General features: G+C 54.7%; 15 protein-coding genes and 1 tRNA gene. 5 read left to right on the forward strand and 11 right to left on the reverse strand.

Going from position 1 to position 15,092, the window contains the following annotated elements:
- Positions 1 to 56: 56 nt before the first annotated feature.
- A complete protein-coding gene (locus ACJ8IL_RS14075) occupies positions 57 to 773 on the forward strand; it encodes a helix-turn-helix transcriptional regulator (RefSeq protein WP_033636878.1) in 717 nt (238 codons plus the stop codon).
- Here ACJ8IL_RS14075 and ACJ8IL_RS14080 read toward each other — a convergent pair whose 3' ends face one another.
- The 5 genes from ACJ8IL_RS14080 to deoC form a co-directional block, all read right to left on the reverse strand.
- On the reverse strand, positions 774 to 1,466 hold the full coding sequence (locus tag ACJ8IL_RS14080; protein WP_080287126.1) for an acyl-homoserine-lactone synthase: 693 nt from the start codon (positions 1,464 to 1,466) through the stop codon (positions 774 to 776).
- Positions 1,467 to 2,680: 1,214 nt separating this feature from the next.
- Positions 2,681 to 3,073 (reverse strand): VOC family protein, encoded by a 393-nt coding sequence (locus ACJ8IL_RS14085; RefSeq protein WP_049208826.1) that lies wholly within the window; start codon positions 3,071 to 3,073, stop codon positions 2,681 to 2,683.
- 1 nt (position 3,074) lies between these two features.
- The gene (gene fucP / locus ACJ8IL_RS14090; protein WP_427192546.1) at positions 3,075 to 4,406 is read right to left on the reverse strand and encodes an L-fucose:H+ symporter permease; all 1,332 of its coding nucleotides are present in this window, start codon (positions 4,404 to 4,406) and stop codon (positions 3,075 to 3,077) included.
- A complete protein-coding gene (locus tag ACJ8IL_RS14095) occupies positions 4,406 to 5,932 on the reverse strand; it encodes a xylulokinase (RefSeq protein ID WP_043136284.1) in 1,527 nt (508 codons plus the stop codon). The genes fucP and ACJ8IL_RS14095 overlap by 1 nt, the downstream gene beginning before the upstream one ends.
- A gap of 65 nt (positions 5,933 to 5,997) precedes the next feature.
- Positions 5,998 to 6,711: a deoxyribose-phosphate aldolase gene (deoC, locus tag ACJ8IL_RS14100; RefSeq protein ID WP_442516608.1), complete on the reverse strand. Its 714-nt coding sequence runs from the start codon at positions 6,709 to 6,711 to the stop codon at positions 5,998 to 6,000.
- A gap of 279 nt (positions 6,712 to 6,990) precedes the next feature.
- Between deoC and ACJ8IL_RS14105 the strand changes: the two genes are divergently transcribed.
- Both ACJ8IL_RS14105 and ACJ8IL_RS14110 read left to right on the forward strand, forming a co-directional pair.
- Positions 6,991 to 7,075 (forward strand) — tRNA-Leu (locus ACJ8IL_RS14105).
- Positions 7,076 to 7,240: 165 nt separating this feature from the next.
- Complete coding sequence (locus ACJ8IL_RS14110; protein WP_197762517.1) at positions 7,241 to 8,506, forward strand: tyrosine-type recombinase/integrase; 1,266 nt, start codon at positions 7,241 to 7,243, stop codon at positions 8,504 to 8,506.
- Positions 8,507 to 8,896: 390 nt separating this feature from the next.
- On the opposite strand, the gene ACJ8IL_RS14115 is transcribed toward ACJ8IL_RS14110, so the two are convergent.
- The 6 genes from ACJ8IL_RS14115 to ACJ8IL_RS14140 are packed head-to-tail and all read right to left on the reverse strand — an operon-like array spanning position 8,897 to position 12,891.
- On the reverse strand, positions 8,897 to 11,230 hold the full coding sequence (locus ACJ8IL_RS14115; protein WP_442516609.1) for a primase-helicase zinc-binding domain-containing protein: 2,334 nt from the start codon (positions 11,228 to 11,230) through the stop codon (positions 8,897 to 8,899).
- Positions 11,231 to 11,242: 12 nt separating this feature from the next.
- Complete coding sequence (locus ACJ8IL_RS14120; RefSeq protein ID WP_107227513.1) at positions 11,243 to 11,581, reverse strand: DUF5375 family protein; 339 nt, start codon at positions 11,579 to 11,581, stop codon at positions 11,243 to 11,245.
- Positions 11,578 to 11,841: a hypothetical protein gene (locus ACJ8IL_RS14125; protein WP_037432034.1), complete on the reverse strand. Its 264-nt coding sequence runs from the start codon at positions 11,839 to 11,841 to the stop codon at positions 11,578 to 11,580. Before ACJ8IL_RS14125 ends, ACJ8IL_RS14120 begins: the two co-directional genes overlap by 4 nt.
- Complete coding sequence (locus ACJ8IL_RS14130) at positions 11,838 to 12,383, reverse strand: host cell division inhibitor Icd-like protein (RefSeq protein WP_107227551.1); 546 nt, start codon at positions 12,381 to 12,383, stop codon at positions 11,838 to 11,840. The genes ACJ8IL_RS14125 and ACJ8IL_RS14130 overlap by 4 nt, the downstream gene beginning before the upstream one ends.
- A gap of 5 nt (positions 12,384 to 12,388) precedes the next feature.
- Entirely contained in the window at positions 12,389 to 12,634 is a 246-nt protein-coding gene (locus tag ACJ8IL_RS14135; protein WP_442516610.1) for a hypothetical protein, read from the reverse strand.
- A complete protein-coding gene (locus tag ACJ8IL_RS14140) occupies positions 12,631 to 12,891 on the reverse strand; it encodes a helix-turn-helix transcriptional regulator (protein WP_060428555.1) in 261 nt (86 codons plus the stop codon). Before ACJ8IL_RS14140 ends, ACJ8IL_RS14135 begins: the two co-directional genes overlap by 4 nt.
- Positions 12,892 to 13,436: 545 nt before the next feature.
- Between ACJ8IL_RS14140 and ACJ8IL_RS14145 the strand changes: the two genes are divergently transcribed.
- Together ACJ8IL_RS14145 and ACJ8IL_RS14150 are read left to right on the forward strand one after the other, a co-directional pair.
- A complete protein-coding gene (locus ACJ8IL_RS14145; protein ID WP_442516611.1) occupies positions 13,437 to 14,162 on the forward strand; it encodes an NAD-dependent aldehyde dehydrogenase in 726 nt (241 codons plus the stop codon).
- Positions 14,159 to 14,413, forward strand: coding sequence for an ogr/Delta-like zinc finger family protein (locus ACJ8IL_RS14150; protein WP_442516612.1), 255 nt, complete (start codon positions 14,159 to 14,161; stop codon positions 14,411 to 14,413). The genes ACJ8IL_RS14145 and ACJ8IL_RS14150 overlap by 4 nt, the downstream gene beginning before the upstream one ends.
- Positions 14,414 to 15,092: the final 679 nt, after the last annotated feature.

The following is a 15,092-nucleotide window of genomic DNA, read 5'->3' on the forward strand; positions in this document are numbered from 1 at the left end:
GATCCTTTTTGGTATAGTCTACCCAGCAGCGTATTGGGTAGCGGGGCAGGCAGTTAATGGAATATGAAGAGAATATCAGTCACATTATCAGCAAGCATCTGGAAGCGGCATTAGGCGATTTCGGCGAGCTTATCTGGGCCTACGTGGTGTTATCCAAGAAAGATATGTCATGTATCTTTGGCGTCACCAATTATCCCGGTGAATGGGTAAAGCAATATAAAGAGCAAGGGCTACAATATACCGATCCGGTAGTCATTACGGCGCTCAATCGCCTGACGCCTTTTGCCTGGGATGAAAATCTGATGGCCGGTGCCGGCTTCCGCTTTTCTGAGTTGTTCGAGCAAGCACGCGAATTCGGCGTAGCCGACGGCTATACCTTCGTGTTGCATGATTTTAATAATAATCTGGTGACCCTTTCCTTTACCCTCGCTGCCGAGCGCAAGGCGGAAACCATGCAGATGTTGAATCAGCATAAAGGCGATATTTCGTTGCTGCTGGCATCGACCCATGAGATGTATTTGACGCTGACTTCACTGTCCGAAAAAAACACCGCGCGCCAGGAAAAAAACGCCCGTTTTACCGAGAGAGAAAACGAGATCCTCTATTGGGCCAGCGTAGGGAAAACCTACCAGGAAATGGGTATGATCCTAGGGATCAAAACCTGCACCATCAAGTTTCATATGGGGAACATTGTCAAAAAGCTGGGGGTGGCGAATGCCCGGCATGCTATCCGTTTAGGGATGGAACTTCAGCTGATTAAACCGGTGGGGTGATTAGAATGCAGGTTCGTCGCTCAACGGCCAGGCGTTTAGCATGTGCTCGTCTTGCGTATTCAACTTTTTGAATATTTTGTTTTTTAATGCCTCCTGGCTCTGACGATCAACGTGGCCCAACAGCAAATGAACGGGCTCGTTCTTTTCCGATATGCCTGTCTTCAGCAGCGTGACGTTCCAGCCGGAGCTTTTGATGATATGCAACATCGGATGGCTGGAGACGGCCAGTATGCCGTCATAGCCGTGTTGCCGCGCATAGTTGATCAGCGACAAGAACAGCGCCAGAGTCACAGGGAACCGGCGACCCAGCAGTGACTGGGTTCTTTCTTTATCAACGAAAAAGCGTGTGGATTCGATGAAATTCCCTTCTGGAATGACGATGTCATGAAAGAAAGAGGAAAATGCGCTGTTGAGCATATTCTTGTGTTTCATATCAATCATCCTGGTACCACAAACTATCATGTTGTCCTTTACGCCAAATATATAGTTTGTCTTATCATTATCAAACTCATCCAGCTCCTTGCCGTCTGAACAGTTCACGGCCCATTGCAGCCTGTCTTTAAAGACATTTTTCCTTAAAACATAAAGATCTGCTGATTTTTCGGTGCTCATTGATGCGTAGTTGGTGCTGTAAATATTAAACATAATGTTACCTTTGAATAAATTAAGAGAAATAACTTTATCCAGTAACATCAGCGAAGTTTCACTACGAGCATGCCGGTGCGTGAGAATGATAAGGCTTTTTAAGCGATCGGCGCTAACCTTATTATGCCGTGCCGCGAGGCAGTTTCAGGGCAATGGCACAGTGAACACAGCAGGCCGGCGAAATTGAACGGCCTGGCCGATTAAAGACAGGAGAGGATTCCAGAATTGCTATCATGGGCTGCCCGGCCTTGTCTGCCATGGCGAAATATTAACTGGTGATTTTATAATGAATGGTGTCTTAATTATTTTAATAGTGAATTGGTGATATTTTCCTACTGAAGATTTGCCTATAAGGCATGACTTCGTCGTCCCGCAGAGGAATAAGCGTGAAAATGGCGGCCAGTGTGATTTTTACAGTATGTCCTCGGACCTGTACTCCTGCGTGACCAAGTCCGCTATTAAAAAATATCTGATAGAGATCACATTATTGTAATGACAGGAACGGTGCTATTTCGTGATGGTTCTGCGGGTATGTTGGGCTGCTGGGTGAAATGAGCAATGTGTGGTGGTCTTGATAGAACGCCGTGGCGGCTGAGATACAGAGCGAAAAATAGTGCTAGCACCCGATTTCCGCTATGTGAAATAATAACCCAACTGAACTGATGAAGGTCTAGTAGGGTACTATACTTTAGTCTAACTAGCTTCTAACTCCCTAAGGCGATACACTTTTCTAGTCAATTTTTGATGAAAAAAACATAAAAAAAACCTGACCTCGTAGGGTCAGGCTGCCAAGATCGGCCAACACCAGGGAAAATTTTCTTACACCATCTTAAAGCTATCAACTCAGCAGAGGCAAGTGTTCTCTGCTGGTTTTTAGCTTTGGGTTGCTGTTTTGTTACGTATGCACGCTATTTTCTGTTGGTTCTAGATAAAATCCCATATCAAGAAATAACATCTCTCCCCTGACAACCCCGTTCCCATTGACTTATTCCAGTTATGACTGCCGTAGATGAAAAAATAGTGTTGTCGAAATGTTGTGCAAACATATTTTTTATTGGCTGAATTATTGTGATGCAATTATTTTCAGCATTGTTATCCCGGTTCGGGATTATTTGGCATCGTTTACATAGATCGGGGGAGTAACAAGCATAACCCGACAAGCGGCGAGCCAAGGTTATAAAGACGCGTGAGCTGACAAAAAAGCGAATGAGGCCCGATGGCTTATAACAGCCATCGGGCCTTGTGCTATGTGGGAAGAAACATTACAACGGTTGGCTGAACTCCACCCGCTCACCGTCCGGCCCGGCGATCATCAGATAGCGCACGCCGTTGGCGCCGCTGGGCTGCAGCGTCGGCCCTTCAATCACCGGATAGCCCAGATCCGCCAGCCAGCGTTGCGTGGCCGCCAGATCGGTGACCCGCAAAGCGATGTGGTCGATACCATAGGCGCTGGCGGGGCGAGTCAGCCCTTCGGCGGGTAGCTGGTATAACTCCAGCGTTAACTCACCCAACTGCAAAAACTGTACGGTGACGGGGCCGCTGAGCGCCAGCGTTTGCCGGGGTTCGAAACCGAGTGAACGATAGAAGCCGGCGGCTCGTTCGATATCGGCGCAGCGCAAACCGACGTGCATCAGCCCGTTAATTCGGTGTGCCATATCAAATCCCCTTGCGCGCGCAGTAGAAGCCATAGAAGGCGACGTAGGCGAAGCAGATCAGCGGCACCGCGAAGGCGATCTGCATATCGCCGCCGTTGAGATCGGAGATGATGCCCATGATTAACGGCACCACCGCACCGCCGATGATCGACATCACTACGATCGAACCGGCCACCTGAGTTTCTTCGCCCAGCCCTTTGATCGTCAGGCCAAAGTTGGTTGGCCAGCACAGCGCCATGCAAAAGTTGACGCCCATGATCGCCACCACCGCCAGCAGGCTTTGGATGTTGACGGCCAGCAGCAACAGCAGCACGCATACCGAGCAGAACACGCCGAGCAGCCGCGCCGGGCTGAACTTTTTCATCAGCGCGGTGGTGACCACCTTGCCGGCCGAGTAACAGACCAGCGTGGCCAGCAGCCAGTAGGTGGCTGAATGCTCGGTTGCCCCCTGTTCAATCATCTGCACAAAACGAATGGTGAAACTCCACAGCCCTACCTGCGCGCCGACATACAGGAACTGCGACAGCACTCCCAACCGGAAGCGCGGCAGCGCCAGCAGGATCTTCAGCGATTGCATCAGCGGCTTGCCCGCTCCCTGGTGCGAGCGCTGGGTTTTGCAGGCGGGGAATTTCACCGCCACGAAGATCAGCGCCAGCACGATCAGCACGCTGCCGATGATCAGATAAGGTGTGACCACCTGTGACACCATCTGGGTGCGTGCCGCTTCGGCCGCCGCCGGTGGCATCTGCAGCAGCTCGGCGTGGCTGGGATCGTTTTTGCCGAACACCAGCTGCTGGCCGATCAATACGCCAAAAATGATCCCCAGCGAGTTGAAGATCTGCGAAAAGTTGATGCGCTGGGTGGAGGTTTCCAGCGGCCCCAGCAGGCTGGAGTAGGTATTGGCGGAGGTTTCCAGGAACGACAGCCCGGTGGCGATCACCCCCAGGCAGGCCAGGAAAGCGCCGTAGGTCATGATCTGCGCTGCAGGGATAAACAGGAAGCAGCCGAGCGCGTACAGGCACAGGCCGATCACGATCGCCACCTTGTACGAGTAGCGTTTGATTACCGCTGCGGCGGGCAGCGCCATCACGAAGTAGCCGAGGAAGAAGATCGACTGCACCAGTGCGGTTTGGGTATCCGACAGATCGAAGCCTTTTTTGAACTGGGCGATCAGAATATCGTTCAGGTTGCCGGCCATGCCCCACAGGGCGAACAGGCAGCAGACCAGCATCAGCTGCAGCCAGGGCGTGGCGGGCAGATAGGCGCTGCGGTCGATGCTTTCGGCCGCGGCGTGTTGCGCCACGTCGCCCTTATTAATCAGAGAGTCGCTCATTACGGTGTTCCTTCATCCGGAGAAAAAGAGAACGAGCTAATAACGTCAAGCTGCTCGTAGAGGGGCTGCGCCTGGCGGTAGAGCTGTTCGAACAGCTCGAAGCAGCGCAGGTAGTGCTCGTGCTGGCGTGGATCGGGAGTAAATTCGCGCTCGATGCTGACAGTGCGGCTCACCCCTTGGGCGAAACTGCTGAATAACCCGACGCCGACCCCGGCGACGATCGCGCAGCCGGTGGTGCCGTTCTCCTGATTGCGCGTCTGCAGCAGCGGCAGGTTATAGACCGAGGCTTTGATCTGCAGCCACAGCGGGCTGCGCGCGCCGCCGCCGGAGGCGATCATTGCCTCCGGCTCCTGTGCGTGGCGCCTGAGCTGCTGCAGATTACGCAGGGAGGCCAGCGCTACGCCTTCCAGCACCGCGCGGTAGAGATGCGGCTGCCCATGCTTGCGCTGCAGGCCGAAGAACTGCGCGCGCGAGTTGGTGTGTTCCGCCAGCCGCTCGCCGGTTAGGTAGGGCAGGAACAGCAGCCCCTCGGCACCCGGCGGCACCTCGGCCGCCATATCGAGCATCTGTTGGTGGCTGAGTTGGCCGGCGCTTAGCGCCGAACGCGCCCAGCGCATGGCGTCGCCACCGGCATCGAGCAGGGTAAAGCCGCCCCAGGCCGAGTTGGCCAGGTGCAGGTTGTTGACGCTGGCAGAGAGCAGCGGGTGTTCCGAGACCACGGTGAGCAGCGTGGAGGTGCCGGTGCTGTCGGAGGCGATGCCAGCCTGATAGACGCCGGAACCGAGCAGGGTAGCGGCCATATCCGCCGTGCCCGCTACTACCGGCACGCCCGGCGGCAGACCGGTAACGCTTGCCGCTGCGGGCGTAATGTGGCCAATCACCTCGCTGGAGAGGTGGATGGCGGGCAGCTGATCGGCGCGCAGCCCGAACTGCCGTAGCGCCTCTGGCGACCACTGCAGCGTGGCGCTGTCCATCAGGTAATAGCAGGAGGCTTCACTGTAGTCGGTGGCGCGTACGCCGCAGAGCCGGAAATTGACGTAATCCTTAGGCATCAACACCGTGGCGATGCGCTCCCACTGCGATGGGTGATGCTCACGCAGCCAGGCCAGCTTGAACGCCGGCCAGGCGGCGGTGGGGGGATTGTTCAACAGTTCGAGCCAGGGCTGCGGCGGCTGTTGGTGGCTAAAGCGCGCCACCTGCGGCTGCGCGCGTTTGTCGTTCCACAGCATGGCGCGATCGACGACCAGCTCGCCGTCGGCATCGAGCAAGACCGTGCCGTGCATCTGCCCGCAGGCGCCGACGGCGGCGATACGCGGCCAGTATTCGGCGTAGCGCGCGTACAGCTCCTGCGTACACTGGCAGACACTCTGCCACCACAGTGAAGGCGGTTGTTCCGACCAACCGGCCTGCTGCGTGATCTGTTCGTACTCACGCTGGGCGAAGCCAAGGATTTCCCCGGTGTTGGTGACCAGCCCGGCGCGGGTGCTGCCGGTGCCGATATCAAGGGTAAGAAGTAAATCTTTCATTGTTATCACTCCCGTGGCGGATGGTGCGGGCCACCCGCAGAAGCGTGCGCTGGGATCGCGCAAGATTAGTTATCGTTCAGCTCTGGGAACAGGCCTGGCTCCTGTTCGAGCTGCTCCAGCACGCGCTGGGTGGCCGCCGCGCTCATGCCAAAGCGGCGTACGCCCAGCCGATACAACGCGCGCACCGTGTCCAAATCGCGAATGCCGCCGGCCCCTTTGATCTGGATGCGGCCACGCAACTGATCGGCGATGATCGCCACTTTCTCTACCGTGGCGCCGGTCGGTGCCCAGCCGGTGGAGGTTTTCACCCAGACCATGCCGACTTCGACGGCGATATCGCACACCCGACGGATCTGCTGCTCGTTCAGATAGTGCGTCTCCAGAATGACTTTGGCTGGCACCGGTGCGGCGGCCTCGACTATTCGGCGCAGATCTTCACGCACGTAGCCGTAATCCCCCGACAGCACCTTACCGATGTTCACCACCATATCGACCTCGCGTGCGCCCTCGGCGATCAGCTGGCGCACCTCCTGCACCTTGAGATCGGTGGTCTGCCCGCCGCCGGGAAAGCCGACCGGCCCGCCAATCATCACGTCCGCCTGGCCGCGCTCCGGTAGCAGGGTGCTGAGGAAACGCGTCCAGCATGGCAGCACGTGCACCGAGATGATGCGATAGCGGCTGGCCAGCGCGGCGCAGTGACGCACGTCTTCCTCGGTATTGGTGGCCTGCACCGCGCTCAGATCGATCAACCTGGCCATGCGTCTGGTTGTTTCATTCATTGCGTTTATCCTTCTTTTATTTTCATTTGATTTTATTTTTTCACCTTATTCTCTTTCATATGGCTTTAAAATCATCATTTGGTGAAATTGTGATCGGTTCTGCGATTTTGTTATGGGGGGCATGAAAGTGCGGGAGGAAGATGCGGCAAACGCCGCAATAAGAGGGTAAATGGGGATTGTGACGCTTTTTTCGACATTTAACTCATTGAATGCCTGATAACTCTTGCGCACCGATCGCGGGAAGGTATAATGCACCCGTTTTCCGCATACTACTTCAGTGCCGAAGTGGCGAAATCGGTAGACGCAGTTGATTCAAAATCAACCGTAGAGATACGTGCCGGTTCGAGTCCGGCCTTCGGCACCATTAGTATGTTCGAGAACGTCCGTAACAGTCCGTAAGTTACTAAAATCAAAGCCGAAAGGCTTTTTTTTTGGTCTGAATCCGTCCGAGCACATCCGTTGACATCCAGATCTTTTGGGGGTCACAATGGGGGTCAGCTCGGTTCGATAAAGGTTTGACCCCCAATTTATGGCAATAACAGACGTAGCAGCCCGCACAGCAAAGCCTCGCGACAAAGAATACAAAATCACTGACTCCCACGGTTTATATCTTTTAGTCAAACCAAACGGTTCAAAGCGCTGGTACCTCAAATTTCGACATGAAGGCAAAGAGAGCCGGATCGCTTTTGGCGCTTACCCGATTGTGACACTGGCGAAAGCACGTGAAAAACGTGACGAAGCAAGAGCATTACTTGCCGATGGGATTAACCCTAGCGCTCAGAGAGAACAGGGTAAGGTCGAGGCATTAGCTGAAACCTTGACCTTTGAAAAGGTTGCCCGTGACTGGCATGCGATGAATAAGCGTTGGTCTGAAGGCCACGCTTTGCGAGTGATGCGGGATTTAGAGAGGAATATTTTCCCGGTGATTGGAAAGCGTAATATTGCTGACCTTGAAACCAGAGACCTCTTAGTCCCTCTGAGAGAGGTTGAGTTAAGTGGTCGTTTGGATGTCGCCTCCCGGTTGCAGCAGCGAATTACCGGCATTATGCGTTTTGCGGTGCAAAGTGGGCTTATTCCTCGTAATCCTGCCCAAGATTTAGCAGGAGCGATTACAACCCGTAAGGCCATACATCGGCCTGCTTTACCGCTTGAGCGTCTCCCTGAATTCCTTCAGCGCCTTGATACTCACAAAGGCAGAATGCTGACCGGACTAGCGGTCAGGTTAACACTCAGTATTTTCATTCGTTCCAGTGAATTACGTTTTGCTCGTTGGGGAGAGATCGATTTTAAAAAGGCACTTTGGACAATTCCTGCTGAGCGTGAAGCTATCGAGGGGGTTAAGCATTCGCACCGAGGATCAAAGATGCGGACTATTCACCTCGTGCCACTATCCAAACAAGCGATCCAATTGCTTGAACAAATACACGAACTTTCAGCAGGCAATGATCTGGTTTTTCCCGGGGATCACCATCCACATAAACCAATGAGCGAGAATACGGTAAACAAGGCGCTACGCTCTATTGGTTATGACACTCAAACTGAAGTATGCGGCCATGGTTTTAGGGCTATGGCATGCAGCGCGCTGGTCGAATCAGGTCTGTGGTCGAGGGATGCGGTTGAACGCCAGATGAGCCACCAAGAACGCAACGGCGTGAGGGCAGCATATATTCATAAAGCCGAGCATATGGAAGAACGCCGGTTGATGGTGCAATGGTGGGCTGATTATTTGGATATGAACAGTGAGCGTTACATCACACCGTATGAGTTTGCAAAAATGACAAAACAACCTCGGTAAGCTGAGACAGAAAAAAAAGATTTATAGAAAAACTGGTCACAGTGTTCACTTTTGGTTTTAGTTGTTTAAAAACAATCAATTAACCAGTGATTAGTTGGTGATGAGTTTGCCCTGACTGGTCACTCACAGTGAACAGTCAGACCCAAAAATGCAAAATACCGGCCTGAACCGGTGATTTATTGCGCTGTGGGTGAAGGGCAGGGAGAGATTTCAGGCAGAGAAAAGGCCTGCAATGCAGGCCTGAGTAGTCACCGCTACGGGGTTCCCCGGTGTTGGGTGTATGCGGTTTGTACCGTTCGACTATAAGTGGCCCCGCGCAACGGCGTCCAATGGGTTCGGTAGATCAATAACCGGCTATTGATCGGCAGAAACGATCGTGACGCCATTCGCTCAGCGCATTTCACACTTTGGGAGCCAGTCGGCTTCACAGTCTTCGTTTAATATCAGGTTAGTCTGCATCCCCTGATTGGTCTTGCGCTTCAACAGCGCTATTTCATACTCTCGCAAGGTTTGTGGCACGGCGCGCCCGAACGCGGTCAGATTCAATGGGTACTTGTGTCCCCGGGCCTCCATGTAAGAGAGGTACGCGTGATACAGGTATTTACGCGGGTTCGCCGGGGTAATGTTGGCATTGCCGATATACAGACCGTCAGGCGCATTGACTGCCAGCAGGTAGCCGCAAAAATCGACCAGCGGATCGGCACTGCGTTTAATCTCCAGCGCTTCATCGGAGTTCTGTTGCGCTTCGAGCAATGTGCGGGCGTCATCGGGCACGGCAAAACGCTGCATCAGGTGGCGCACGATCACCGCCAGCTCGCCGGTGATTTTTGCCAGCAACTGCGGGTCACGCTCGCTGGCCGGTATCACCTCCGGGAACGGCAGGATCACCCGGCGACGAGACACGCCGCCGCTGCGGTCACTGAACTGCATCGGGTTGTTATTCACCGCCAGAATCACCGCCGGAATGTGCGCCGCGTAAGGGGCACGGTGTTTCGGATCGATAGCCACCGCATCGCCACCGGTGATCGCCTTGATGCCTGCCCCGTCACCGCTCCACCTTTCTTGGTCAGGCAGAATAATCAACGAAAAGCCAACAACCAATGCACGCTCGCGTGCCGACTCGAGGTTATCGATGGTGGCTGATGTGGTGTTGTCTTTCCCCGCCAGCAGACTGGCTATCGCGGCCATCACGCTTTTGCCGCTGCCGCCGGGACCGGTGACCTCAAGGAACAGTTGCCAGTCATAACGGTTCGCCAGCACCATAAACAGCGCAGCAAGAATACGCGCCTGCTTGTCGGGTTGCTGCCCGGCAGCGCGGGTCAGCCAGCGCCAGAAGTGCGGGGCGTGGTCGGCCAGATTTTCCCCGGTCTTGGGCGGCGTGTAATCCACGCTGTTGACGGTGCGCAGCCAGTGCGTTTTCTGGTGCGCACCGAATTGCCCTGTGGTGGTATCAAACACCCCGTTACGAAAGCCAATCAGGTGTCGTGCCGGCGTGCCCATTTGCGGCACCATCAGCCTGAGTGTGTCCAGAATGCTGTTGATACCCGCCGCCGAGAACGGCGCGCGGATTTTCTGAAACAGGGCGGCAATTTCCCGGCTAAGCACCCGGTACGGCAACACCTGCCATGCACCGTTTTCATAGCGGCACAGGTCTTCACCGACCTGTGGCACGGCCAGCAGGTGCTGGTAGTGCTCCGCCAGCAGTTCGGCCTTTTCACTCGCGCTCATGGCTTTCAGGTCGGCATCGCTGAGCGTATCAAACGGACTGGGTTGCTTGGGCTGGCTAAAGGCAGTCAATTGTGCAAGCGCGGCCAGCTTGCCCTGTTGCTGGTATACGTCGTTCCAGTCGCCTGTTTCTGACGGTAACGCCGGTTTACCGCCACTCAGTTGCGCGGCTTCGGCAGCGCGGGCCTGCCCGGTGCCGTTCTCGTCATTGTCGGCCGCCAGCAACAACAGCGCATCTGGATAGTGAGCGCGCAACTGCTGCGCCATCGCGGGCAGGTTATTGGCGCTGAGCGCAACGCAGACGCTTTCCCCGGTCAGGTGGTGCACGGTCAGGCCGGTGGCGTAACCCTCGGTCAGCCAGATAACGGCGTCATCCTGCCCCGGCAGGAAATGGCAGGCGTTTTTCACCTGTCCTCCGGCCAGCGTGCGCTTGTCGCCCGCGGCATTAATTAACTGGACGTTGACCACGTCCCCGGTGCTGTCGGTCAGTGGCAACAGCAGGTCGCCGGGCTGGTAAGTGATACCGCCGACACGCAGTGACGCCCCCTGTAATGTCAGGGCGTCAGTGTCCGGCCAGCCTTTCGCAGTCAGATAGCTATTCCCGGCCAGTTGCTGGGCACTGGCGAGCAGTTTTTTGGCCTGTTGCGCTGCATGATACCGCGCCTGCGCTTTGTCCTGCTGTACCTGCTGGGGATTGTGCTCCGGCATGGCGCTGCATGACGGTTCACCTAATATCCCGGCTACCTTCGCGGCGGCCTCTTTGGTGGTCACGGCCAGTGCTTTTTCGACCAAATTCAGGCCGTCGCCACCGCCGCACTGGTTACAGAACCATGTGCCACGGCCTTGCAGATTATCAAAGCGAAAACGGTCTTTGCCGCCGCAGACCGGGCAGGGCTGCGCCCGGCCCCCTGCAGTAATGTGAATGCCCAGCGCGGTGAGTAAGACCGGCCAGTGGCCGGTCGCTGCACGTGAGGTGTGAGAAACGCTTGTTGCGGTCATTGTTTTGCTCCCTCAGTGCACGGTGGTGTTGCAGGTGACGGCCATCCGGCCACAGCACAGCTCATCCATCATCTTCTGCCCGAGCGTGGTCAGACGCGGCGGCGCCACCAGAATATCCGGCTGCACCATGTCACTGAGCATGGTACAGGCCATGTCCATGCCCACCTCTGCGCCGTGCTGGCGGACAAAGTAGCCTTCAATGTCCATCGCAATCGCCATTTGCAGTTCATCCAGCGTGTAGCCGGGGTTCACCCGGTAAAAGGCGCAGGTATCGAGATAGGCATGGGCCAATGCGCGACGGTAAACGGCGGTACGGACTTCAACGGGTAAACAAGACTGTGGGGTGTTCATGCGGCGGAAGCCTCCATGCTGGCGATGATGTGGGAGTCACAGGTTTTGACGACCTGTCCAAGCTGGTCAGTGAGTACCGCTATGACAGACGCAAAGGCGGCTTTTTGAGCGGCGTCTGGGCGCTGACCGGTCGATTCAAGGGTATCCAGCATGTCGAGGAACAGCACGCCGGTAGAATGCGCGTGCTGAAGACGCAGGAAATCAGCATGCGGAATAGGATAGAAGGTTTCACTGTGGAAACGGGCGGCCAGCGTATTCATGCCACCCCCTGAACAGGCAGACGGCCCGCAAACGACAGAATGTAGTCACGCGCCAGCAGACGGCGGGCGCTGTGTTCAGAATCCGCCACGGTGCGCACGATACGCGGTGAAGCCGTCAGCGCAGAACGGCGCACGGCCGCAAACAGAAAGCAGAATGTAGGGTGAGTCGGGGTGAGGGTCGTAGCCATGGTGGCAGCCTCCATTGAGTAATGGTTATTGCTACCACCGAAGTTTCCACGCTTATGGGTGGTAGCCCAGACGGGGGTGGAAATACCGGCCTCAATGGATACCGGCCTGACCGAAGTCAGCCCCGCCTGAGCCACCATTGTTTGACAGCCACAGTAGCATAAAAACCACTGTGCAAAAAATGAGCGCACTAAGGCCGCGACATAAAAAAACACGCTAGGCGCGTGTGGTGTCGCCATTGAGTTACACGGGTTTCCACGCCCGGCTGCCGATTGTGCGACAGCGGAGGGACTATAGCGCAGTGCCGGACGCGGGGGCAAGCCGTAAGACGCCCCCGGACGTTCAATCGATCGCATAGTGATCAACAGTCTGTAAGCTGGTCGTTGCGGGTCTCAGCGGCGGCGCAGGTCAGCGGTACTGGCCCGGCACTGAACAGACGCGGCTCAGCCTGGCGACTCGCCAGACGAATAACGCCGTGTTTTTCGCTGCGGTGCTCCGGTAAGACAATATCCGGCTGTTTGCGTTGCAACAGGATGGTTTCTGCCACAAACAGTGCGTCGTTGTCGCTCAGGGTAAAGTGTTGGCGACCAAAGGTTAACCGCATCATGCTGCGGCCCCCTGATGACGGTTGGCGATACGTTCAGCCATCCAGCTTTCGACTTCTGATTCGAGCCACGCGACGGTTTTACCGCCAAGGGAAACTTGGGCCGGGAACTGCTTGCGGGTCATCATTTCGTAGACGGTAGAGCGTGACAGCCCGGTGGTGTAAAGCACTTCGGGCAGGCGAATGAAACGCTCACGGGGCATGTAATCGACCGGGACGGTCGGGAATGTGGAAGGGGTCTGTGTGGCAACTGCAAACATGGAATGCTACCTCGTTTATACCCGGTGGGATTTCACCGGCGCTGTGTGGGTTCGTCTGGTAGCGCCCTATTATGAGAATATTTTGCGGGGTGGCAACAAGGGGATGTTGTGTGATGGGATAAGGAATTGCACGTAAAAACAACGAATTGCACTAAGTTGCATTAGCCCACCGCTCCTCACCCTTCCTCACTTTCAACTCATAGCTTTCAGCAATCAATAATCGATTTATAAATAGGCAGGAACATCAAAAATAAATCTAACCACGGCTAGCCAGAGAAAAGGTCTTTTTTAGAAAAGTGAACAGTGGTGAACACCGGGTGAAGAGTTTACAGGAAACTATTCACTACTTTATTAACTGATTTATCTATGTTTTTTATTGGAGTGAACAGTTGTGAATAGTTTTATATAAAACTAAAAACGCTTTGATGGTTTTATCGTCATTTTTCGAGACTGTTGTCCTGCGGACAGTCCAACTGGGATGAATGGCGATGTTGTACGGCGGTCAGCAGAATAGCCTCACATTGACTGACACCGGAGATAGCCCCATGAGCACCACCACCTTACCGAAATACATCACCGATAAACTGCAAGCCCTGCGTGACGCTCGCGCCGCCCACGACAAAAACTATCAGGCGTTGACCGACGTCGTGACGGGCATTGCTCGTTGCCACCAACAGAAGAAAGACACCGAAGTGCAAAGTCAGGAGGCAGAAAGCCAGTGGCGCACCCTGTTTCGCAAACTGCGCGGGGAAATGACGCCGGAACTGCAAGCGCAGCACCACAGCCGGATTTCCAAGCGGGAGCTGGCGAAGGAGTTCGACGGCCTGATTGAGGAAATGGAGCTGGACAAAATGCAGCTTCACCTCAACTGCGGCGGCACTGCCCCGAAGGTGGTGAGCGCGCACAAAGACGCCCTCACGACCTTTGCAGCTCACGCGATGCATCAGGCCGTGGATGCGCTGAGCAAGGCGCTAATCAGCCCTGACGTTATCAAGGCGTGTGCACTGGCTTCACGGGCTTACGGCGTCTATGCGGACAATCCGATGAGGATGATTGAGCTACAGGTACAGGGTGCACTACAAGGCCGCATTCGCGCTACCATGGCTACGCAAAATATCGACCACCCGGTGCTTAATGAGATTGGCCTGACGATACCGCAAGAAACCGGCGTATTGCCGGAACTGCAAAGCAGCCCAATTCGCCGGACGCAAGTGGCAAGAGAACTGGCGGAAAAACGCCGTCTGCTGCAAGAGAAAGGGGCCCAATCATGATGCGCTGCCCGCTGTGCACCCATGCGTCCTATACTCGCACCAGTCGCTATATCACGGAGCAGACGAAAGAAGCCTATTACCAGTGCCAGAACATCGTGTGTTCCTGCACATTTAAAACGGTGGAGAGCGTCGATAAGATTTTATGTCAGCCCATTCAAGCGGAAACGGTGACCGTTGATGATTTACCACCGCCGGAAAAAAGGACATTAAATCGTTACCGCCGTTATAGCCGAAACCAAACCCTTCATTGATTGAGCAGGCTCCGCTGCAATGCTGATTTTGCTGCGGGGCTTTTACCGTTTCCCAAGCCCGAAAACAGCCTTTTTTCTGGCTAGCCTGCCTCAAACTGCACGTGCATGCATAGGGTGCATGATTTTGCATTAATCCCCCGCCACTCAAAACAGCCGAAACCCCATGCTACAAGGGCTTACAGAGCCTTTGTGTCATGCATGAAATGTGCATGATAAAGTCAGAGCGCGTAGGCGAGGGAGTATTGCGCGCGCAGAGGTTTGAGCGACTTTTCGTCTAGTTCATCAGCATAGCGCAGTGACGTCTATTATTACGATAAGTATTGGCGCACACATCGTGCGGTGGCAAACCTTTAAATGAACACCTTTGTTATGATGAAAGAATAGGTTTGATTAGGTGGTAGGGCGCTACATGTAAGAAATGCATATTTTACATCAAGTAAAATCCGCATTAACGTAGTTTCCTAGATCTATGCGCTGGGGTTAGCGCGACACATGCATTGGATTCAAGAGGTGGGAAGAGTATTGAGCACTATCAGTAAAATCGACCTTTAAAGACTATCAATTCGTGATTTATCGGGTGTTCAGTATCAGAACACATTTCATTGATCGCATGATTATTATTTGCATGTTAATTGTTTGGTTTTGTAATCACATGCTCAATGGTTTAACTAATCTATAA

It is taken from the genome of Serratia sp. CY47444, assembly GCF_052168635.1.
In the GTDB taxonomy this organism is placed as follows: domain Bacteria; phylum Pseudomonadota; class Gammaproteobacteria; order Enterobacterales; family Enterobacteriaceae; genus Serratia; species Serratia bockelmannii.